Origin of the sequence: Primorskyibacter sp. S87, assembly GCF_049801055.1 — a bacterium.
Taxonomy (GTDB): domain Bacteria; phylum Pseudomonadota; class Alphaproteobacteria; order Rhodobacterales; family Rhodobacteraceae; genus JBNAGF01.
In genome coordinates this window covers 330341-349552 of sequence record NZ_JBNAGF010000002.1, presented here as the reverse complement: position 1 = coordinate 349552, position 19212 = coordinate 330341, and the positions used below count along the sequence as shown (strand labels likewise).

Genomic DNA, 19212 nt, shown 5'->3' with positions numbered 1-19212 from the left:
CGCTCAGTTGCCGTCCTTGAGCCCCATGAGTGCGGCTGCGAAGGGGTTGTCCGGGTCGATCTTCTTTTCCTTGCGCGGCGGCTTGGAAGAGAACGTCTTGGCCCCTTGCTGATTTCCACCGCCCTTGCGACCCTGCGGCTTGCCACGCGGACGGGACTTTCCTTGCGGGCGATCGCTCTGATTGCGCCCCTGGTCCCTTCGTCCACGGCCACGCTGGCCCTGGTTCCGGTTCCGGCCCCATGTAAAGGTAAAAAAGACTTCCATCTCCGAACCGGTTTCAGCTTCGCCATCGGCCGTCTTGTCGGCCTCTGTATCTTCAGCCGGCGCATCAGAGGTGTCTTCGGCTTCCGCTGAAGCGGCTTCGGTAGTCGCCGCATCAGAAACCGTGTCCGCCGCATCGCCTTCGGCGGTGACGGATGTGCTTTCAGCCGGTTGTTCGCTCGTCGTGGAGGGCTCCTGTTCCGCGGTTTCCGCGGGCGAGGCAGTTTCGGCTTCGACATCAGCTGGCGGGACAGCTTCGCCAGATTTTTCTTCAGCGGTTTCAGAAACGACCGGACGTTCCTTTACCCGCTCGCCGCGTTCGGCGTTGTATCCCAACCCCTGCATAAGCTCCGCGAACTGGTCGAGTGTCATGCCCGTGATCGAGAGCATGTCAGCCTTGGCTTCGAACCCGCCCCGGCTGTCTTCGACACGCAGCATGTCGGCGAGGCGCTCCAGCATGTCGATGCGAATGGCGCGATCTCCGGCGTTGCGATATCCGCACATGGTATCGTAACCGCGCGGCGCATCCTTGGCCGTCGGCACCGTGACCAGCCCCGGCGGTGGCGCTTCGGGGAATTCCTGCAACCCCTGAGACAGCGCCCAAAGAACGAGGCGCAACCGGGTCGGAGCAGGTTTCAGCAGAAGCGGCATGAAAATCGTGAACTGGCCGAATCTCATACCATGCTTTCGCAGGACACCACGGGCATCCTGATCAAGCTCCTTGACCTCTTGCGCAACGGCCGATCTGGGCAGAATTCCCAGCGCCTCGACCATGCGGAAGGCAAAACCACGCGCAAGCCCGGTCATTTCCTCGTCACGCTGCAAATTCAGCAGAGGTTCGAACAGCGCGGCAACCTTTCGATCGATGAAATGCTGGAGACGGCGCTGTACTTTCTGTTCCACTTCGGGACCGGCGGCCTCGTCCACAAAAACTTCGACCTGCGGCTTGAGAGGCTCAGGCCCGGCCACCAGCTTGCCTACGGCGTATTCGCCCCACATCAGGCCACCCTGATCGGTGAAATCAATCTCGGTATCCGGTGCATTGTAGAAACGGTCGGCTCGCAGATGGAATTGCGGCGCAAGCGCCTGCAGCGAAGCGGCTTTCAATGCCTTGGCCTCGGTGCCTTGCGCGTTCTTGTCCGGGCTGAACCGGAACCCTTCCAGACGACCGACGAATTCACCTTCGACGGTCACTTCACCCTTGTCATTCACTTCGGCCAAAAGGGCCTCCTTCTGTTTGAGCCGGCGCAAAAGCACAGAGGTGCGCCGGTCCACAAATCTTTGAGTCAGTCGGTCGTGCAGTGCATCCGACACCCTGTCTTCTACCGCGCGGGTCTCGGCTCGCCAATGACTTTCGTCGCGTAGCCAGCCATTCCGTTGCGCGACATATGTCCACGTTCGAATATACGCCAGACGCTTGGAAAGCGTATCAATATCCCCGTCTGCCCGGTCGATCCGCTTGATCTGCCGCGCCATGAAATCGGCGGGTATGGTTCCACGCTCGTGCAAATGGCCAAAGATCACTTCCAGCAGCCCCGCATGCTCGGCATGGCTGATCCCGCGAAAGTCGGGGATTCGGCAGACATCCCACAACAGGCGCACCGCGTTTCCGTCACTGGCCCGCGCCGCGATCTCGGGAATCTGTGACAGCGACTTCAACACGTTGAGATCATCGGCGGGGCGCGCCCTTACAAGGTGCTCGCCTGATGGCGCAACCTCGAGCGACTGTATCAGCGCATCAATTGAACCAAAGCGCAGATCCGCGCTGCGCCAGTTGAGCTTTTTCAACGGGGTGAACCTGTGGTCCATGATCGCCTGAGCTGTTTCGTCGTCAAGGGGCCGCGCCTCGCCGGTAACGCCAAATGTTCCGTCAGACATTCCGCGCCCGGCCCGGCCGGCAATCTGTGCCAGTTCATTTGGCGCCAGAGGCCGCATCCGGCGACCATCGAACTTGGCAAGCGAAGAAAAGGCGACGTGATCGATATCGAGGTTCAGGCCCATGCCGATCGCGTCGGTCGCGACAAGGTAATCCACCTCGCCATTCTGGTAGAGCTCCACCTGCGCGTTTCGTGTGCGCGGGCTGAGCGCGCCCATGACAACGGCCGCGCCCCCCTTTTGGCGGCGCAGCAACTCGGCGATTGCGTAGACATTTTCGACCGAGAACCCGACGATTGCGCTGCGGGCGGGCATCCGGCTGATTTTCTTGGACCCGGAATAGACCAACTGGCTCATCCGGTCGCGCTGAACAAACTCGACGCCCGACACCAGCGCGCGGATTGGTCCCCGCATCGTGTCCGAGCCCATGAAAATTGTTTCATTGGTTCCGCGCGCGCGTAACAGCCGGTCGGTAAAAACATGGCCCCGTTCAGGATCGGCGCAAAGCTGGATTTCATCGACCCCGACGAAATCCGCTCCCATGCCCTCGGGCATCGCTTCGACGGTGCAGACCCAATACTGCGCACGCGGAGGAACGATTCGCTCTTCGCCGGTCACCAGCGCCACCACCGACGGTCCGCGAACCGCTACGATCTTGTCATAGACCTCGCGGGCCAGCAGCCGCAGCGGCAACCCGATGATGCCAGTCCGGTAGCCGAGCATGCGCTCGATTGCGTAATGTGTTTTGCCTGTGTTGGTCGGGCCAAGAACGGCCACGATCCGGGATGACCCGCTCACGATTGTTTCCCGCATCTGTTTGGCGCCTTCCCCGAGACCCAGGGTCAGAGCGCATCACCTTCGACATGCAGCCTGAGCCGCTCTGCCGCAGTAGATATGTCTTCGTGATGGGGATGTATAGCCTGCGCTCTGACATAGGCCCGATATGCAAGCTTGGGTCTGTCCACCATCTCCAGCACCGCGCCAAGCCCCAGCAGCGCATTGTAATTATTGGGGTTGAGCATCAATGCCCTTTCAAGATCCGCCATCGCCGGCCCCAGAAGATCAGCCTGAAAATAGGCCGAGGCCCGCATGAACCAGCCTTCGGCAAAATCCGGTGCATGATCAGTCAGCGCGGTAAAGTGTTCGATGGCGATCCGAAACTCTCCGACTTCCATGGCGTCCTTGCCGCGTTCAAGCAACAGATCCATCGCCGGTGACCCACTCTTGTCCCACAGCGCCTGCAACTGCCGGTCAAGATTGATCGCCTCGGCAGGTTCGGCCACCGCGAGGCGGCGCAAAAGTTCGGCCTCATCGTTCAGGTCGGCCTCCTGTGCCAGCGCTGCGGTGACAAACATAGGAAGCAAAACGAACCCTGCGGCAATTGCCGCAACGATACCTTTGAGATTGTGCTGGCCAGTCCTCATAACAAGATACACTGTAGCGGGGACGGGCGGGATTTCCAGCCCGACGCGCTGGACCAGACAACCGGTATCAATCAACGAGGACCGATATGAGCGACATTCTTGAAAAGGCCGCGGCCGAACTGAACGACAAGCTGAGCGGCGGCGCTTTTGGCGGATCGGCAAAATTTGAAATCGCCGACATGGGCGCGATCATTCTGGATGGCGATGGTGCGCGGGTAAGCGACGATGACGCCGCTGTCACGCTCAAAGCAGATGCCGAAACCTTTCAGGCCATCATCGAAGGCGAAATGAACCCGACCAGCGCCTTCATGTCCGGCAAGCTCACCATCGATGGCGATATGGGCCTTGCGATGCAACTGGCGTCGGTTCTGGCCTGATGGGGTATCAACCGGCCCCGCTCCTCTTGACCGAGGCCGGTACTCCGCCCAGGGGCACGGCCGTCTGGGCCGAAACCTCCGATTCCGTGCGAATCCGTGTCGGGCTGTGGCCCTCGGATTCCGCGGCAAAGGGCACCGTGCTGATCCTGCCTGGGCGCACGGAATACATCGAGAAATATGCCGATGCCATTTCGGCAATGCTATCCGGTGGATACGCGGTTGCGGTGATCGATTGGCGCGGCCAGGGGCTGGCACGCCGGCTGCTCGACGATAAGCGACTGGGCCACGTAAATCGGTTCACCGACTACCAGCTGGATCTGGAAGCCGCGATTGCGGCCGTGGACTCCCATGACCTTCCGGCCCCTTATCACCTGATTGGCCACTCCATGGGCGGTTGCATCGGCCTGCGCGCGGCGATGGACCGCGCGGACATCGCGACCGCAGCCTTTACCGGCCCGATGTGGGGTATTGCCATGTCGCCACTGCTTAAACCTCTGGGCCATGTTGCGGCCTATGGAGGCACTGCGCTGGGTCTGGGTCATACACTGGCCCCGAGTTCGTCGATCAAGCCTTACGTGTTGGAACAGCCTTTTGACGACAATACGCTGACCACAGATCAGCCGATGTACCAGATGATGCGCGCCCACCTTCAGGCACATCCCGAGCTCGCACTCGGCGGCCCGACCCTGCACTGGCTGCGCGAGGCTCTGGACGAGATGAAGGCCCTCGCCGAACGCCCCTCTCCTGATCTTCCATGCCTCTGCTATGTCGGCAACAACGAACGCATCGTCGATATCCCAGCCATACGTGACCGCATGGGGCGCTGGCCCGGAGGCACGTTGCACGAACTGGCCGGAAAAGAGCACGAAGTTCTGATGGAAGATCCCGAGCAACGCCGGATCATCTATGACCAACTGCTGGACCTGTTCGGTTCCATCGGATCGTGATCCCACGGCCGGCGGTTCCGGTCGCGCATCAACAACTTGCTCTGAACACTCCCTGAATCTGGCAATGCTGCGGCCGGATGGGGCCAGCCCCACCAGCCGCGCTTGTTATCCCCGCAACCCGGGCTTAGATGTATCGCCAGACCAACGCAGACGAGGCCAAAAAATGCTCAACCTTCCCTTTCCAGTTCGCGATGCCAACCTGCAAGGCGGGGCCGACAATCTGGGCGATCTTCCCGAATGGGACCTGAGTGATCTTTACTCCTCCGAAGACGCGCCCGAGCTTGGCCGCGATTTGGAATGGCTGGAAAAGGAATGCGCTGCTTTTGCCTTCGACTACGAAGGCAAGCTGGCGGATCTGGATGCTTCCGGGCTGCTGGACTGTGTGCTGCGCAACGAGAAGATCAACTCTGTGGCTGGTCGGGTCATGTCCTTTGCCGGGCTGCGCTACTACCAGCTAACGACCGACGCGGACCGCGCCAAGTTTCTCTCGGACTGCCAGGAGAAGATCACCAACTTTACGACGCCATTGGTGTTCTTCACGTTAGAGCTGAACCGGATAGACGATGATGCGCTCAAGGCGCGCTTTGCGGAAAACGCCGACCTCGCCCGGTATGAACCAGTGTTCCGCCGCATTCGCGCAATGAAACCCTATCAATTGAGCGACGAGTTGGAGAAATTCCTGCATGACCTCGGCGTTGTGGGCGACGCGTGGGAACGGCTTTTTGACGAAACCATCGCCGGGCTCACCTTCACGGTCGATGGCGAAGAGCTGAACATCGAAGGCACGCTGAACCTGCTGACCGAGCAAGACCGCTCCAAGCGCGAAGCAGCCAGCCGTGAGCTGGCGCGGGTCTTTGCCGACAACATCAAGACCTTTGCCCGCGTGCACAACACGCAGGCCAAGGAAAAGGAAATCATCGACCGCTGGCGCGAGATGCCTTCGGCGCAGATGGGCCGCCACCTGTCGAATGACGTGGAGCCCGAGGTTGTCGAAGCGCTGCGCGAGGCCGTTGTCGCCGCCTATCCGAAACTGTCTCACCGCTACTATGAATTGAAGCGGAAGTGGCTGGGGCTGGACAAGATGCAGGTCTGGGACCGCAATGCGCCGCTGCCAATGGAAGACACCCGCATCGTGAACTGGGTCGAGGCCGAGAAAACGGTGATGGACGCCTACAACGCCTTCGACCCGCGCATGGGAGAGATTGCGGCGCCGTTCTTTTCAAAGGGGTGGATCGACGCCGGGGTGAAACCCGGCAAGGCGCCGGGCGCCTTTGCCCACCCCACCGTCACGGATGTGCACCCCTATGTGATGCTCAATTATCTCGGCAAACCGCGCGATGTGATGACACTCGCCCATGAACTGGGCCATGGCGTGCATCAAGTGCTGGCGGCCGATCAGGGCGAGATGCTGTCGTCCACCCCGCTGACACTGGCAGAAACGGCGTCCGTGTTCGGCGAAATGCTGACCTTCCGGGCCATGCTCGACAAGGCCGAAACGCCGGAACAGCGCAAGGTGCTGCTGGCCGGCAAGGTCGAGGACATGATCAACACGGTGGTGCGCCAGATCGCGTTCTACGATTTCGAATGCAAACTGCACGCGGCGCGGCGCGAAGGCGAACTGACCCCGGACGACATCAACGCGCTGTGGATGAGCGTGCAGGCCGAAAGCCTCGGCCCCGCCTTTGAATTCATGGACGGGTATGAAACCTTCTGGGCCTATATCCCGCATTTCGTGCACTCGCCCTTCTATGTCTATGCCTATGCGTTCGGCGACGGGCTGGTGAATGCGCTCTACTCGGTTTACGCCGAGGGCGGCGAGGGCTTTGAAGACAAGTATTTCGACATGCTCAAGGCAGGCGGCTCCAAGCACCACAAGGATCTTCTGGCACCGTTCGGGCTGGACGCAAGCGACCCGAGATTCTGGGACAAGGGCCTCAGCATGATCTCGGGCTTCATCGATGAACTCGAGGCAATGGAAGCGTGACAAGAGCTGGCGGGCGCTGGTCTGAACTGCACGCCCGCCTGCGCCCCACGCTTCAGCGTATCCGCCGCAATGTGCCGCGCGGGCTGCGGATCGTCATCGGGATTTTGCTGATCATCGGCGGGATTTTCGGCTTTCTGCCGGTTCTCGGGTTCTGGATGATCCCGCTCGGCATTATGGTGGCGGCGATGGATATTCAACTGTTTCGCAGATGGCGGCGGCGGCGGCGTTGACGCTCCGCCGAAGCTCACGCGCCGCTCCCCCATTCCAGCCAGCGGCGTTCGGCGGGTGTTAGCAGGGCTGAAATGGTCGCATCATAGGCGGCCAGGTCGGCATCGGTCAGCACGCCTTCCCATTTGTTGCTTGTGGCGCTGTGGAAGAACCCGGAATCCTCACGCCAAAACCCCTGCCCCGCCGAAGGCGTGAAGCGATGGGCATTGGCCTTCATGTTGTCGAACTTTGCGGCCTCTACGATCGCATGCATCAACTCGGGCGGGTGCGAGATTTTCACATGATCCGCGATCCGGGTGATCGCAGTATCAAGATCCCGCAGCATATCTGCGTAATGCAGCCGGATCAGGTTTTCCCGGCCATCGCGGGCCAGCGTCTGAATGTAGTGGGTCACGATACTTTTGAGCCCGGCCCCTTCGATATGATCACCCTCCAGAAAAATCCGGAAGCTCTCTGACGGATCCTCGGGGAACAATGCATCGTGGTCACTAATGCTCATGTTCCGGACATGCCGGCGATAGGAAAAATGCACGTCGATCGGGTGCCGGTACACGGTCACATATCGCAGCGCGTCCCAGTAGGGCAGCCCGTCGAACGGTGTGTGCGATTTCACCTGACGCCGATGCTGCTGGGCCGAAAGCCGTTCCATAACCTGTTGCACTGGGCGAAGTTTGATGTCGATCCATGGGCTTTTGATCGAGGTCTCGGCATCCACTTCGGGATCGCCGGCAATCAGCATTGCCAGAATGCCCTGCGTCCAGGTCGTACCGGATTTTGGCGGGGTATTGACCACGATATCCCCTGCGCGGGGTTCAAACGCCTTCCAGCGCCGTGAGTCACTGATCGCCCCTTGGTAATCCCGCCGCGGCAGTTCGACCGACAATATCATTGAAAATATCCCAAAAAAGCCAAGCTTAACCGACCGCTCCTTTTATCCAAAATGAATTTGTTCACATATCGAAGCGTTGCAAATCTGACTCAATCGCAGCGCCGGTGCCGTAAACCTGTGGCCGCACCCTGTCGAACCTCATAGTTTCAAAAGAAAACTCAAACGAGCGCAGGTTCGAGGGATACGCAGGCCCGGATCCTGAAAATGACCGAATAACCACCCGGAGGCAGGCCGTGACACATCCTTACAAGGAGCTGGATCAATCAGCATTCTGGCGCACTGCAGTCGCCGAGCCCGGCGCGGACGGCCTGTCCGGACTTTGGTCGCCGAAATTTCAAATCACGCCCGAAGATTCCATCGCTACGGCGGGATCCTGTTTTGCCCAGCACATAGGTAAGGCGCTGTCCGCTCAGGGATATGGCTGGACAGATTACGAACCCGCTCCGCCTTTCCTGCTTAACGCCAATGCCCGCGAATTCGGCTATGGTGTGTTCAGCTTTCGCACCGGGAACATCTACACCCCGAAAATGTTGGTGCAATGGGTCGGTCAGGCCTTGGGAAAAACGGTTCTGCCGGATGAGATCTGGGAGCATAATGGTCGCTACTTCGATCCGCTCAGGCCTGCCATCGAACCAAACGGGTTTTCCTCCGAACAGGAATTGCTGGATGCGCGCAACGTCACGCTGAGCGCAATCCGCAAGGCCGTCACCGAAGCGGACCTGTTTGTGTTTACGCTCGGCCTGACCGAATGCTGGCGCAATCGGGAAACCGATCTGGAATATGCGCTCTGCCCCGGCACTGTGGCCGGTAGATTTGATCCCGACAAGCACGCGTTTCTGAACACCGGCTACAAGGCCACCTATGCCCTGTTGCGCAAGGCGATCCGGATGATGCGCACGGCAAACCCCGATTTGCGCTTTCTTTTGACTGTTTCACCGGTTCCTCTGACAGCAACGGCGACGGGCCGGCATGTGCTTCCGGCCACGCAGTTCTCTAAATCCATCCTGCGGGCGGTGGCCGGGCAAATCGCCGATGATCTACCATTCGTCGACTACTTCCCCTCGTTCGAGATCATTACGCACCCGATCTTTCAGGGCCGTTTCTTTGCTGAGAATGCGCGCAGCGTGAAACCCGAAGGAGTCGCCACGGTTATGCGGCACTTCTTCGAAGGGCAGAACAGTTTGGACAGTGTCGCCCCCGCACGGGCGAAACTGGCACCCCGGACGGAGACCGAAATTGAAACCGGTGAAAATGACGTCCTGTGCGAAGAGGAGCTGCTGGATGCCTTCTCGTCGTGAGCCTCCAAGGGTCTGCATTTATGGCGACAGTCATATCGGCGGGGCCGGACGCGCACATGCTGCCGGGCTGATCGACTGGCCCGTTGGGGCTGAAGTGGAGTTCTGGGGGGCCGACGGCCCCCGCTTTCGGCAAATCCGCTGGGAAGACGGTGTCATCCGCGCATCAGGCGAAGCGATCGAAACCGTCAAACGGATCAACGCCAAAGGACGCGATCACTTGCGACCGGACGATTTCGACCTGTTCATCTTCTACTCTGCCCGGTTGCGTGTGGCGCAATTCATGGCACCGCTCTACGAATGGCGATGCGACCACGGTCTTTGGCCAAGCGAGGCTGTCCGGCTCCGGTCCGCCGCGTTCTTTTTGCAATGCATCCGAAGCTACAGGATCGCACGCCTTGTGGCGGCCGCCGGCTCGAGTGTTGTCATCCTTCCGGCCCCTTTTCTGACCGATGGCGTCGTGGACCTGAGCCGAAAAGGTGGTTTCCTGCATGAATACCCGCGCTCGGAACAGGCCACGAAAGACGAGCTCGATACAATGTGGGAAACGCTGGTAACTGCGGCCCGCGAAGACGGCGTGACGCTCATCCCGCAACCGCAAGATACCGTCACCAAGGGGATGCTCACCAAGTACGAATTCGCCTGCAAAGATGCGATCGAGAAGAAGGACGCCGGTCACAAGAGCGACAGGTTTGCGGCCCTGCGCATTACCGAGGCCCTGGCGCATTTCAACCAGCAGAGAACAACCAATCCTATTTCAACTGACTGTCCTTCGAGCCACGCCGGTTAATCCCGCCCCGCGCCTTATAGGCACTGTCGCGGTCCTGCTGGCAATCGAGACAGAGTTTGACCCCGGGAATGGCAATCCGCCGTTTTTCCGGAATTTCCTCGTCACACTCGGCACATCGGGCAAGGCTCTCACCCTGTGGGCGCTTGGCCGCCTGCATCCGGGTCAATTCGTCCCTGATCGACGCTTCGATCTGCTCGCTCACTGCGCCATCGCGCGTCCAGCCTCCGGCCATGTTCGATCTCCTTGTCATTGACCAAACTAGCGCGATGCCTCGACCGGGAAAATACCAAAGCAAAACGGGTTGGCCGCGGTGGGCTTGACGGCCGACAGGGTTCGCAAAAAAAGCAGGAGCCGAAACTCCTGCTTTTCCGCAATTTTATGTTCTCGATGTTCCGCACAGCGCCACGGGTTCAGGCAGAGGCAAGCATGCCCTTTTCGCGGGCGAGATCGCGCATTTTCTTTTGCAGCTTTTCAAAGGCGCGCACCTCAATCTGGCGGATACGCTCGCGGCTCACATTGTATTGACCGCTCAGTTCCTCCAGCGTCACAGCCTGATCCTGCAGGCGCCGCTGTGTGAGAATATCCTTTTCCCGATCATTCAGCACATCGAGGGCCTGCGCCAGAAGTTCGCGACGCGCCTCTAGCTCATCCTTGGCTTCATAATCACCGGCCTGGTCGGCATCTTCATCTTCGAGCCAGTCTTGCCACTGCATGGTGCTGTCACCGTCGGATCCGACCATCGCATTCAGCGAGGCATCACCGCCGGACATACGTCGGTTCATGCTGATCACGTCCTGTTCGGACACGCCAAGGTCATTGGCAATCTGCTGCACGTTCTCAGGGCGAAGATCGCCCTCCTCCAACGCGCCGATACGGGCCTTGGCCTTACGCAGATTGAAGAACAGCTTTTTCTGGGCGCTGGTCGTGCCCAGTTTCACCATTGACCACGACCGCAGCACATATTCCTGAATCGAGGCACGGATCCACCACATCGCATAAGTGGCCAGACGGAAACCCTTCTCCGGGTCAAACTTTTTGACGGCCTGCATCAGACCGACATTGGCCTCCGAGATCACTTCGGCCTGCGGCAACCCATAGCCGCGATAACCCATGGCGATCTTGGCGGCGAGCCGCAGATGCGAGGTGACCATCTTATGCGCCGCCTCGGTGTCCTGCTCTTCGACCCATCGCTTGGCCAGCATGTATTCCTCTTCCGGTTCCAGCAGAGGAAACTTGCGGATTTCCTGCATATAGCGATTCAGCCCGCCTTCGGGTGTGGGCGCGGGAAGATTAGCGTAATTGGCCATATTTAATATGTCCCTCCCTCAAATGTTTAAGGACTTAACATGGGATATGGGTCGTATTTCCTGCCCTTTCAAGAGCCGGGCTATCAGTTTGGGATTAAGTTTCCATTAAATTCCCATGAAGGCACATTTTCCAAAATCCCTTGTTTTTATGGCTCATTGACATCACCTGAGTTGCTCTAGATAACATGGATTGATCTCTATGGGCACACAACGGGCACACAATGGCATCTTTTTCTAAGCTCAAGAACGGTTGGCGGGCACAAGTCAAAGTCAAAGGGACACGCCGCACCAAGGTATTCAAGAACAAAATACAGGCTCAGGATTGGGCGCGACAAGTAGAGACAGAGCTAAATCAAACATTAGTGACTGGATTTATTCCTGCCGATGGAGAGAATATACTTAACTTGTTAACTAAATACGAGGCTGAGCAAGGTGGTGAATGGTCGGCTAGCAAGGCGTCAGCTATCGCCCGATTGCAGAAAGATATGACTTTGAAGGCTACAGAGTTGACGCCCATGCAGGTGCGAGATTGGGCGCTTGGCAGGAAGTATGGGCTAGGCACTACCCGCGTTGATTTGAACATTTTGTTGGGCGCTGTGAAATACGCTCGTGATGCTTGGTTCATGGATATCCAAGCTGATGGGATCAAAGCCGCCATTGGATCGCTAGAAAAGACAGGGGCGATGCCGAAAGTAGATGAGCGTGACAGGAGAGTGACGCCAGAAGAAGAGGCTAAGCTGATTGAGCATTGGTCAAGTAACGTAGTCAGCCCTGATGTAGTGGCGTTCTTGATTGATACGCCAATTCGGTCAGGAGAGATGTGCAACCTCAAGCGGCCTGATATTGAAGGTAGGATCATTACTATCATTGACAGGAAAGACCCTGAGCAGAAGCATCGAGTTGATAGAGTGCCTTTGTTGGGGCGCAGCGTCGATATTATGGCTTCGCGCATGGCTGGCGATACCTTGAGACCGTTCCCCTACTCTCAAAAGCAGGTTTACTACGCAGTCACATGTGCTGCTGAGAAGGCCGGTCTAGAGGATTTGCATGTGCATGATCTGCGGCATGAGGGTATTTCTCGCTTGTTCGATGCAGGTTGGCAAATCCCTCAAGTGGCCTTTGTCAGCGGCCACAAGAACTGGAACACCTTGAAGCGATATACCCATATCAGGGCTGAGGACTTGCTAGCGTTATAGGGCTATTACACTACTGGCTTGGCATCAATCCATGATGGTGTTGGCACCACCGTAAATGCCAAGCCCTGTTGCTGCGGCTCCGGGTGCTGCTCCTGCTACACCGCCGGGGATACCACCTGACAGGTAGCCTTTGGCAAGCGGATAACCAAGCCACATGCGCGGGCTTGCTACGTTGATTGAGCGCGTTGCTGTGCCTGAGTTGCCAATTCTTTCGCGGAATTGAGCCATGATCCTAGTAGCTGAGGCGAGGTCATTGAACTCAGGCGAACCCATGTCACGAGCGCGGCGGTAGGCTTTGTCTAGGTATTTGCTTGAGCGCATGGATTGACGGAGGGAACCGAATGCGACGTCACCTTCCTCAGTCAACACCCCTGCCCTTTCTAGCAAGCGTTGTGCCTTCCACTCATTTCTGAGCTTGTTCAAGGTCTCTTTGACTTCCTTGCTGACGCCCTTGCCTGTGAATAGCTGGCGCTCAACTTCGTCAGCGATTTCATCTAATGCACTTGCCATTTCAGCGTTGCCTTGCCGCCATTGACCGGCTGCGCTCTCTCTTACTCTTTGGATATACTCAAGCCCTGAGCGACCGTCTGCTTTGGGCGGCACCTTTGCAAGAACGCGGCCAACAGCGTCTTCGACTTCTGGCAAGATAACGTCCTGCATGGCCTTCCGCTCAACCTGAGCGACATTGATGTCCTTCATTGGCACTTGTGCTGCGGCGTCATCAAAGCCTTTGCCGATCCTGTCAGCGTTCATGCCCATCATTTCAGGCGTGATGCCTTCTGAGGTGTCCTCTGCGAAGCCAGCGGCTTTGCCAGATAGCTTGTTCAAGGTGCGCTGATTAGGCCGCATAATCTCGCTTTCAAAGACAGCTTGAGCGGTTGGGTTGGATTGCATCATGCTCTCTATATTCTTATTGGCAACGCTGCCTTTTAAGTCGGCAGGTGACAGCTTGAGGCCAAGACGCGTTGCTTCGTCCAAGACAGATTGAGGGGGCGGGTCGGCTTCGAACACGCCAGCAATCCTAGCTGTCAAACCCCTTTGAGTCGCCTCAGCCATTTCCGCTGTCGTGGTGCCGACAATAGAACCGGGGCCGCCTCCTAAGTCGGCTGTTTGTTGTGTAATAGACCTATTACGCAAGCGCATATCATCTGCATTATCGGAGATTGCGGCAGAAGTCCTTGCCGACATTGGAGCATTAGGCGGTAGCGCCGCTGTCCTAGGTCTTGCAGCCCTTGCGATACCTGCTGCTGCTGCCCCACCTAGAGCGCCAAGGCCACCGCCAACTAGAGCGCCCGTCACAGGAGCGTCAGGGTTTCTAGCAGCGCCTATAGCGCCTTCTACTAGGGCTGTGGTGCCAACACGCTTTGCAAGGGTGCCTGTGCCGCCTGTCACGGCTCCTACGGCCACGTCAGGGGCGATAGATCCTAACATCCCGGCAGTGGTGTTATACTCTTGGCGAAGCTGTTGAGCTTCCTGAAAATCCCTGAATTGTTCTTCTGCACCTTCGATACCAAGCAAGGTGCCTGCGCCAGTGGCAAGCTGACCAAGAGAATTGCCTAGAGAGTTGGCGAAAGCTTCAATTCCGCCTTCCTCTAGTGTTCCAATATCTTGCTCTTGGATTTCCACCCAACGGTTGCCGGGTAGCTTGGCATAGATTTGACCGGTGTCGGGGTTGTGGCGATAGTCTACCATTAGTCGCGCCCTCCCCCGCGCCTGCGCTTAGTGCGGGTTTCTTTCAGGGTCTCAGTCACAGTAGCTGGCAAGCCATCTACTGTATCTTTTGGAATGGCTCTCTGAGGCAGTGGAACGCCGTAGTTTTGTTCTGGCGTCACATTGGGGAATTGCCGTGCTCCATCAGGACCGACTTGCGGATTATTGGTCTCAAACCAAATGTTCCGCATTTGGCGCATCCGGTCGATTACAGCCTTCATCGCCTGTTTGTTCTTGTCGGTCAGCTCGGCCCATTGATTTGGATCGCCAGCGAGGTTTTGGAACAGCTCTAGCTCTGCTTCTTGCATGGCTCCTGCCTCAAACATTTTCTGCATGAACGGCAGGACCGTAGTGGCCCAGATTGAACCATAGTAGGAGCGGTCAGACGGGCTGATAGTCCTATCAACGCCGCCGGTTTGATCGAACCAATCAAACACCGCCTCAGCATTGCCGATGCCGGTATCAAGCTCGATTAGCTGACTGCGCGTTTCCGGTGAAAACTGCGGTGTTGCGTCTGCGGCTAGCCTGTCTCTGTCAAGCTGCAAACGCTCTTGGGCAGTCTGCCGCAGCAACAGAGCGTCGGCAGACGCCGTTTGATGCCGGAAGTCCTGTCGGTCATTCTGCCGGTCAATCTCATTCATACGGGCTGTGTGCGCTTCCTGCGTCAGCGTTGAATTGATCTGGTATTCAGAGCGCATGATATTGCTGTTGATCGCATATCGCTGCATGGGGCTAAGAAGTTCCATAGCCTCTTGAAAGTAGCCGTTTCGCAGGAACTCCATCCCCATCATCTGAAAATCATGGGGCAATCGCGGGTCAGGCATGAACGCTTCACCGGGAACCTGTCTAGGCTGACTGAATGGTGTTGCTACGCCACCTTGCGGAGAGCCGTTATAGTGCTGGCTAGCCTGGGCGACATAATCAGGCGTTGCAGTGTAACCGTCATCGGCATTCTGAGCTTCTGCTAGCGGCCTGCCGGAATGCCACATAGAAGCGGCGTCTTCAAAATTTCCTGTCTGCTGCAAGTAACCGCCGAACCGATGGTTAAACACCGCATCTTGAGCCTTAGTATTATTGAGAAATTCTTCCGGCGTCATGGACGTGCCTAAAGCATCCTGCGTCCATTGGGGGATATTCTTCCCCATGACCTGATATTTTCCATAAGCCCTATCGCCGTGATACATGCTGTTGGGGTTGTCGATGATAGGGCCAAGAGCGCCGTAGTTGCCGCCGCTTTCAACGCCTGCAATCGCATTTGAGGCTTGGTTAATATCCAGCAATCCCGCCCCTGCAAGGTCAAGCCCGTTAGGCGGTAAGGGTTGTTGTGTAATAGGGCTATTACTGGTTTGCGGCTGCGGCATGGTGGATGGAAAGCCGCCCAAGGGCATTCCGTTTTGGTCAAGCTGATAGCCGTAACTTTCGGCTATTTGCTGGCCGATTTCTTCCCGCCTGCGGTCGCGGTGAACCTTATATAGAAACTCTGCAAGCGACATTAGAACAGTGTCCCGAACATATTGGCGATATTCCAACCGCTGCTATTGCCAGTGCCGGATTGACCACCAAGGTTGACGCCCCTGCCAAGGCTGTAGTTGAGGGCATTGTTGAAGGCGTTTTGAAAGCTGTTGTTCTGTCCAAAGTTGGTGCTGCCTTGCTGACCCTGATTGAATGACAGGGTTGTAGGCCCAACTCCCAATGCTTGTGCAGATGCAAGGTAGGGGTTCATAGCAAGCTGCTGATTGCCCAATTGGAGCTGCTGCCCTGTCATGGCCTGATTGGTTCTCAAACCCTGCATCATTGGTAGCATTTGACCGATTGCAGAGTTGGCTTGAATACCTTGGGCATTGGCTCTGGCAGTAATGTCACCAAGTCCTTCTGTGTATGCCCTGCCTAGCTCTCCAATGGCTGCGGCCTCTGTCAAGCCGTGGCGAGCGCCGCCGAATGCGCCAGCATGTGCGGCGTCTGCTCCAAGCTGGTTAAGCCGGTGCGCACCAAGGTTATCTAATCCCGCTCTCAAGGATGTCTCTTGAGCTTGGATTTGCTGACTTGGATCATAGGAGGACAAAGCGCCAATAGTTTGCTGGCCTTGGCGAACAAGCTGATTTGTATCTTGATTGATATAGCGCCCAGCCTGTCGATTTGGGCCATATCCGCTTGCTGTGTTGGCTGCTTGACCAATGTTGGCGTAGAGGTCGCTTAGAGCGTTCCCTTGCGGCGTCCAGACGTTTTGACCGCCGATGGTGTTGCCATAGCTCTGACCAAACTGAGTGCCTTGGCTACCGCCTTGCTGAAAGCCTTGGTTTATGCCGCCTGATTGATTGGCGTCATAACCAAAGTTGAAGCCGGTGCTGGCGTTGCTGCTACTTTGTTTTCCGCCCATGACACATTACCTTTATTTATACCAAGAGTCAGGCCCGGTAAGCTGCGGAGCCTTGTTCTTTGGTGCTGGTTTCTTTGCTGTGTCAGGTTTCTGGTTTCTGCGTTTCGCGTTCGCTCTGCGCCGCTTCTCTAGTTGCTCCTGCAAGTTGGTTTGAACCTGCTGAGTATTGGCCGCTAAGCCTTGCTGCTGCTGAGGATTGACGTTGCCACCGAGTGCAGAAAAGGCGTTCATGCCTTGCTGCATCGGATCAAAGCCGCCAGCCCAAAATGGTGCCATAGGATTGCCGACAACATTGCCGAACATATCCATGCCAAAGGTTGAGTTGGGTTGGTCAACCATCCCGCCTAGAAGCTGCTCCATAAAGCTGTTCTGAGCTTCAAATTGACCTGTGTTTGTGCTGGCGCTGCTGCTCGAACTTCCGCCCATTATGCTACCCCCTGTTCCAATGAATTGAGCATTTGGAGAACACGGGTCCAGCCGTTGCGGCCATCCCATTTCCACTTGGTAGCGCCCATAAGCCGCGCTACCGGATAGAACTCTTTCACAAGCTGCATATCCCCGAAAATGCTGACTACTTCGATTGTGTCAGGTGCTTCCCAACGCCAAACAACGTGGGCATTGTGCATGATGATTGCGGATAGTTTGCCGGTGTCTACATCCGTCAAGATTTCCTCAAGCTGGTCGATATTCCCGCCCCGTTTGAGCGAGATATATAGCTGCTGCATGAACGTCAGATTGTTGGGATCAACCTTCGGCACAGTTTGTGTAATAGGGCTATTACGGGTGTCGGTATCTTGCGGCGTCATGCCCTCACCTCCCTTGCATAGAAGTGGCCGTAGGTGGCGTGGAAATCCGGCTCAGCGTCACTACAGTTCGCCAAGGTGAACGTGACCGGCGCGGCTTTGCTGGCGTAGTAGGTGAAAGAGGCGTTCTTATATCCAAATGCCGTGGGTGCAGACCAACTACACCTTAGCGGCTCGCCGCATTGCGTGACCTGCATTATGTCACCGCTTAGCGGGTGATAGACGCCATCCGAGTTATTCAGCATCGTCAGGTAAACCCGGAACTTTCCGGGATGAGGAAAATTTATGCCAAAGACGCCTGACCCTTCTGGTCCGGTCACAGTAACCGTGTCAACGTCCTGAGCTTCCGGGATGCGTGGCCCTAGTTTCGGGCGGTTGGGGATAATCACATTGCGGTTGGCGTTGTGTGGGCTGACCGCCGTGAGAGTGCGCTGACGCGCTCTGATTAGTGCCATGTCATTTCACCCTTAATGCTCTGCCTTCGCTGGTGTTCGCAAAGGCTTTCCAAGCTTTGTGGCGACGTCTTGGGTCGCTATCGAAAAGCTCAGGATTGGTCTTTTGCAGAAGCCCCCACATGTCAGGCGTGATGCTGAAAGCTTCGTTGAACGGGTCATTGTTATCCCGTCTGGTGCGACCGTTATTGAGGTCGCGGAAAGCCCTCGTAAGGGCTTTCTGCTGATCCACATCAGCAAAATCCCGGCGTGTAACGGTATCGCCGCTGATATGGAGTTTATGGGCCATTACGCCGTGACCGCCGCCGTATAGTCGAGGTCAGCAATGATGCCGTGGGCTTCGCGGTTGAGCACCTTAGTTGTCCAATCAATAGCCATGCTGCGCTTGTCAGCGAGGCCGGTTTTGGCAAGAGGCTCAGTGCGGTATCCTTTAAGATGCCCGTGGCGCATATATGCCGGATCAATCACATAGGCATGACAGGCATCGCCGGTAGTGCCACCAAGGCTGTCATGGGTTTGCTGCAAACGGTTTGGAACCATCTTTAGCTCTACGCCAAAGTCAGTCAGGAACACGTTGACAGAACCCATTGCCGTTGCAGGGCCGTTTTGATTGGTCTCTGCTGTGAGCGTCGCAATCCTTGCACTGTCGGTGAACATGAAGCTGGACAGTTGGCGGATCATGGTAGGCGTTGACATAATCACCGATGGATCGCCGCCAGCTTCCCAAACAAGCTGTGCTACATCCCGCACCATTGTCTCAGTGAGAGCGCGTTTAGTGCCGGGAGTGTAGGCAGTCCAAGCGCCATTGCTGAAACCGCCGCCTGTTGCGTCACTTGGCCTATCACCCTGAGTAATCATAGCACCAAGTCCAGCGGCCTTACCGGGGGTAGTGTCGCCATTGTCGGCTTGAGAGCCTTGGTTTGTCATGGTGATAGCTTCAACGTCACGTCGAAGCTCCCTTTGCCGCATCATAACCTGATAGCTCAGTTCATTTGCGCGGCCTACGGTATCGCTGGATTGTGCGCGCTCAGTGACAGACACGTTTTTGGTGCTGATCTGACAGTGATTGCCGATACGCGCGCCGCCCTTGGCGTCGTTTCCGGTCAAGTCTTGACCATCAACTTTGGCATTGGCGGTATCTGGGTCAGACAGCTTGTCTTCTGTCCATTCCGTGTAGGAATTGTCGGCATTGTCAGTGCCGATCATGTCAGTCAGCGGCAGAGGAATGCGGGAAATGTCCCAGATTTTCTGCATGACGTCTTCGTTAATCAACCCGCCGTGGGCTACGCCTTTAAGG

At 57.0% G+C, this 19212-nt stretch carries 20 protein-coding genes; 7 read left to right on the top strand and 13 right to left on the bottom strand.

Annotation, left to right across the window (positions count from 1 at the left end; genetic code table 11):
* Window positions 1–3: 3 nt before the first annotated feature.
* Both ACP15U_RS05195 and ACP15U_RS05190 read right to left on the bottom strand, forming a co-directional pair.
* Window positions 4–2949 carry a helicase-related protein gene (locus ACP15U_RS05195; protein WP_425044077.1) on the bottom strand — a complete coding sequence of 982 codons (2946 nt, stop codon included), beginning with the start codon at window positions 2947–2949 and terminating at the stop codon, window positions 4–6.
* A gap of 29 nt (window positions 2950–2978) precedes the next feature.
* Window positions 2979–3491, bottom strand: a complete 513-nt coding sequence (locus ACP15U_RS05190; RefSeq protein WP_425044076.1) for a tetratricopeptide repeat protein — start codon at window positions 3489–3491, stop codon at window positions 2979–2981.
* Window positions 3492–3646: 155 nt separating this feature from the next.
* Between ACP15U_RS05190 and ACP15U_RS05185 the strand changes: the two genes are divergently transcribed.
* From ACP15U_RS05185 to ACP15U_RS05170, 4 genes are all read left to right on the top strand, one after another.
* Window positions 3647–3937, top strand: a complete 291-nt coding sequence (locus ACP15U_RS05185) for an SCP2 sterol-binding domain-containing protein (RefSeq protein WP_425044075.1) — start codon at window positions 3647–3649, stop codon at window positions 3935–3937.
* Window positions 3937–4884, top strand: coding sequence for an alpha/beta hydrolase (locus tag ACP15U_RS05180; protein ID WP_425044074.1), 948 nt, complete (start codon window positions 3937–3939; stop codon window positions 4882–4884). The genes ACP15U_RS05185 and ACP15U_RS05180 overlap by 1 nt, the downstream gene beginning before the upstream one ends.
* A gap of 163 nt (window positions 4885–5047) precedes the next feature.
* Window positions 5048–6868: a M3 family oligoendopeptidase gene (locus ACP15U_RS05175; protein ID WP_425044073.1), complete on the top strand. Its 1821-nt coding sequence runs from the start codon at window positions 5048–5050 to the stop codon at window positions 6866–6868.
* Entirely contained in the window at window positions 6865–7098 is a 234-nt protein-coding gene (locus ACP15U_RS05170; protein WP_425044072.1) for a hypothetical protein, read from the top strand. Before ACP15U_RS05175 ends, ACP15U_RS05170 begins: the two co-directional genes overlap by 4 nt.
* Before the next feature lie 14 nt (window positions 7099–7112).
* Here ACP15U_RS05170 and ACP15U_RS05165 read toward each other — a convergent pair whose 3' ends face one another.
* Entirely contained in the window at window positions 7113–7985 is an 873-nt protein-coding gene (locus ACP15U_RS05165; RefSeq protein ID WP_425044071.1) for a sulfotransferase domain-containing protein, read from the bottom strand.
* A gap of 233 nt (window positions 7986–8218) precedes the next feature.
* On the opposite strand from ACP15U_RS05165, the gene ACP15U_RS05160 reads away from it, so the two are divergent.
* Window positions 8219–9283: a GSCFA domain-containing protein gene (locus ACP15U_RS05160; protein ID WP_425044070.1), complete on the top strand. Its 1065-nt coding sequence runs from the start codon at window positions 8219–8221 to the stop codon at window positions 9281–9283.
* The gene (locus ACP15U_RS05155; protein WP_425044069.1) at window positions 9267–10070 is read left to right on the top strand and encodes a hypothetical protein; all 804 of its coding nucleotides are present in this window, start codon (window positions 9267–9269) and stop codon (window positions 10068–10070) included. Before ACP15U_RS05160 ends, ACP15U_RS05155 begins: the two co-directional genes overlap by 17 nt.
* Here ACP15U_RS05155 and ACP15U_RS05150 read toward each other — a convergent pair.
* Both ACP15U_RS05150 and rpoH read right to left on the bottom strand, forming a co-directional pair.
* On the bottom strand, window positions 10033–10302 hold the full coding sequence (locus ACP15U_RS05150; protein ID WP_425044068.1) for a DksA/TraR family C4-type zinc finger protein: 270 nt from the start codon (window positions 10300–10302) through the stop codon (window positions 10033–10035). The two genes, ACP15U_RS05155 and ACP15U_RS05150, sit on opposite strands and share 38 nt — an antisense overlap.
* 178 nt (window positions 10303–10480) lie before the next feature.
* The gene (gene rpoH, locus ACP15U_RS05145; protein WP_425044067.1) at window positions 10481–11377 is read right to left on the bottom strand and encodes an RNA polymerase sigma factor RpoH; all 897 of its coding nucleotides are present in this window, start codon (window positions 11375–11377) and stop codon (window positions 10481–10483) included.
* A gap of 221 nt (window positions 11378–11598) precedes the next feature.
* On the opposite strand from rpoH, the gene ACP15U_RS05140 reads away from it, so the two are divergent.
* Window positions 11599–12573 (top strand): site-specific integrase, encoded by a 975-nt coding sequence (locus ACP15U_RS05140; RefSeq protein ID WP_425044066.1) that lies wholly within the window; start codon window positions 11599–11601, stop codon window positions 12571–12573.
* Window positions 12574–12597: 24 nt separating this feature from the next.
* Here ACP15U_RS05140 and ACP15U_RS05135 read toward each other — a convergent pair whose 3' ends face one another.
* The 8 genes from ACP15U_RS05135 to ACP15U_RS05100 are packed head-to-tail and all read right to left on the bottom strand — an operon-like array spanning window position 12598 to window position 19187.
* Complete coding sequence (locus ACP15U_RS05135) at window positions 12598–14265, bottom strand: hypothetical protein (protein WP_425044065.1); 1668 nt, start codon at window positions 14263–14265, stop codon at window positions 12598–12600.
* Window positions 14265–15776, bottom strand: coding sequence for a hypothetical protein (locus tag ACP15U_RS05130; protein ID WP_425044064.1), 1512 nt, complete (start codon window positions 15774–15776; stop codon window positions 14265–14267). The genes ACP15U_RS05135 and ACP15U_RS05130 overlap by 1 nt, the downstream gene beginning before the upstream one ends.
* Complete coding sequence (locus ACP15U_RS05125) at window positions 15776–16660, bottom strand: hypothetical protein (protein WP_425044063.1); 885 nt, start codon at window positions 16658–16660, stop codon at window positions 15776–15778. Before ACP15U_RS05125 ends, ACP15U_RS05130 begins: the two co-directional genes overlap by 1 nt.
* Window positions 16661–16672: 12 nt before the next feature.
* The gene (locus tag ACP15U_RS05120) at window positions 16673–17086 is read right to left on the bottom strand and encodes a hypothetical protein (protein WP_425044062.1); all 414 of its coding nucleotides are present in this window, start codon (window positions 17084–17086) and stop codon (window positions 16673–16675) included.
* Window positions 17086–17466 carry a hypothetical protein gene (locus tag ACP15U_RS05115; RefSeq protein WP_425044061.1) on the bottom strand — a complete coding sequence of 127 codons (381 nt, stop codon included), beginning with the start codon at window positions 17464–17466 and terminating at the stop codon, window positions 17086–17088. The genes ACP15U_RS05120 and ACP15U_RS05115 overlap by 1 nt, the downstream gene beginning before the upstream one ends.
* Complete coding sequence (locus tag ACP15U_RS05110; protein WP_425044060.1) at window positions 17463–17918, bottom strand: hypothetical protein; 456 nt, start codon at window positions 17916–17918, stop codon at window positions 17463–17465. The genes ACP15U_RS05115 and ACP15U_RS05110 overlap by 4 nt, the downstream gene beginning before the upstream one ends.
* A 1-nt stretch (window position 17919) precedes the next feature.
* A complete protein-coding gene (locus ACP15U_RS05105; RefSeq protein WP_425044059.1) occupies window positions 17920–18204 on the bottom strand; it encodes a hypothetical protein in 285 nt (94 codons plus the stop codon).
* Window positions 18204–19187, bottom strand: coding sequence for an SU10 major capsid protein (locus ACP15U_RS05100; protein ID WP_425044058.1), 984 nt, complete (start codon window positions 19185–19187; stop codon window positions 18204–18206). Before ACP15U_RS05100 ends, ACP15U_RS05105 begins: the two co-directional genes overlap by 1 nt.
* Window positions 19188–19212 lie beyond the last annotated feature (25 nt).

Coding starts and splice junctions, on each gene's coding strand:
- ACP15U_RS05195 (WP_425044077.1), bottom strand. CDS start 2,949: ATGCGGGAAACAATCGTGAGCGGGTCATCCCGGATCGTGGCCGTTCTT.
- ACP15U_RS05190 (WP_425044076.1), bottom strand. CDS start 3,491: ATGTTTGTCACCGCAGCGCTGGCACAGGAGGCCGACCTGAACGATGAG.
- ACP15U_RS05185 (WP_425044075.1), top strand. CDS start 3,647: ATGAGCGACATTCTTGAAAAGGCCGCGGCCGAACTGAACGACAAGCTG.
- ACP15U_RS05180 (WP_425044074.1), top strand. CDS start 3,937: ATGGGGTATCAACCGGCCCCGCTCCTCTTGACCGAGGCCGGTACTCCG.
- ACP15U_RS05175 (WP_425044073.1), top strand. CDS start 5,048: ATGCTCAACCTTCCCTTTCCAGTTCGCGATGCCAACCTGCAAGGCGGG.
- ACP15U_RS05165 (WP_425044071.1), bottom strand. CDS start 7,985: ATGATATTGTCGGTCGAACTGCCGCGGCGGGATTACCAAGGGGCGATC.
- ACP15U_RS05155 (WP_425044069.1), top strand. CDS start 9,267: ATGCCTTCTCGTCGTGAGCCTCCAAGGGTCTGCATTTATGGCGACAGT.
- ACP15U_RS05150 (WP_425044068.1), bottom strand. CDS start 10,302: ATGGCCGGAGGCTGGACGCGCGATGGCGCAGTGAGCGAGCAGATCGAA.
- rpoH (WP_425044067.1), bottom strand. CDS start 11,377: ATGGCCAATTACGCTAATCTTCCCGCGCCCACACCCGAAGGCGGGCTG.
- ACP15U_RS05140 (WP_425044066.1), top strand. CDS start 11,599: ATGGCATCTTTTTCTAAGCTCAAGAACGGTTGGCGGGCACAAGTCAAA.
- ACP15U_RS05135 (WP_425044065.1), bottom strand. CDS start 14,265: ATGGTAGACTATCGCCACAACCCCGACACCGGTCAAATCTATGCCAAG.
- ACP15U_RS05130 (WP_425044064.1), bottom strand. CDS start 15,776: ATGTCGCTTGCAGAGTTTCTATATAAGGTTCACCGCGACCGCAGGCGG.
- ACP15U_RS05125 (WP_425044063.1), bottom strand. CDS start 16,660: ATGGGCGGAAAACAAAGTAGCAGCAACGCCAGCACCGGCTTCAACTTT.
- ACP15U_RS05120 (WP_425044062.1), bottom strand. CDS start 17,086: ATGGGCGGAAGTTCGAGCAGCAGCGCCAGCACAAACACAGGTCAATTT.
- ACP15U_RS05115 (WP_425044061.1), bottom strand. CDS start 17,466: ATGACGCCGCAAGATACCGACACCCGTAATAGCCCTATTACACAAACT.
- ACP15U_RS05110 (WP_425044060.1), bottom strand. CDS start 17,918: ATGGCACTAATCAGAGCGCGTCAGCGCACTCTCACGGCGGTCAGCCCA.
- ACP15U_RS05105 (WP_425044059.1), bottom strand. CDS start 18,204: ATGGCCCATAAACTCCATATCAGCGGCGATACCGTTACACGCCGGGAT.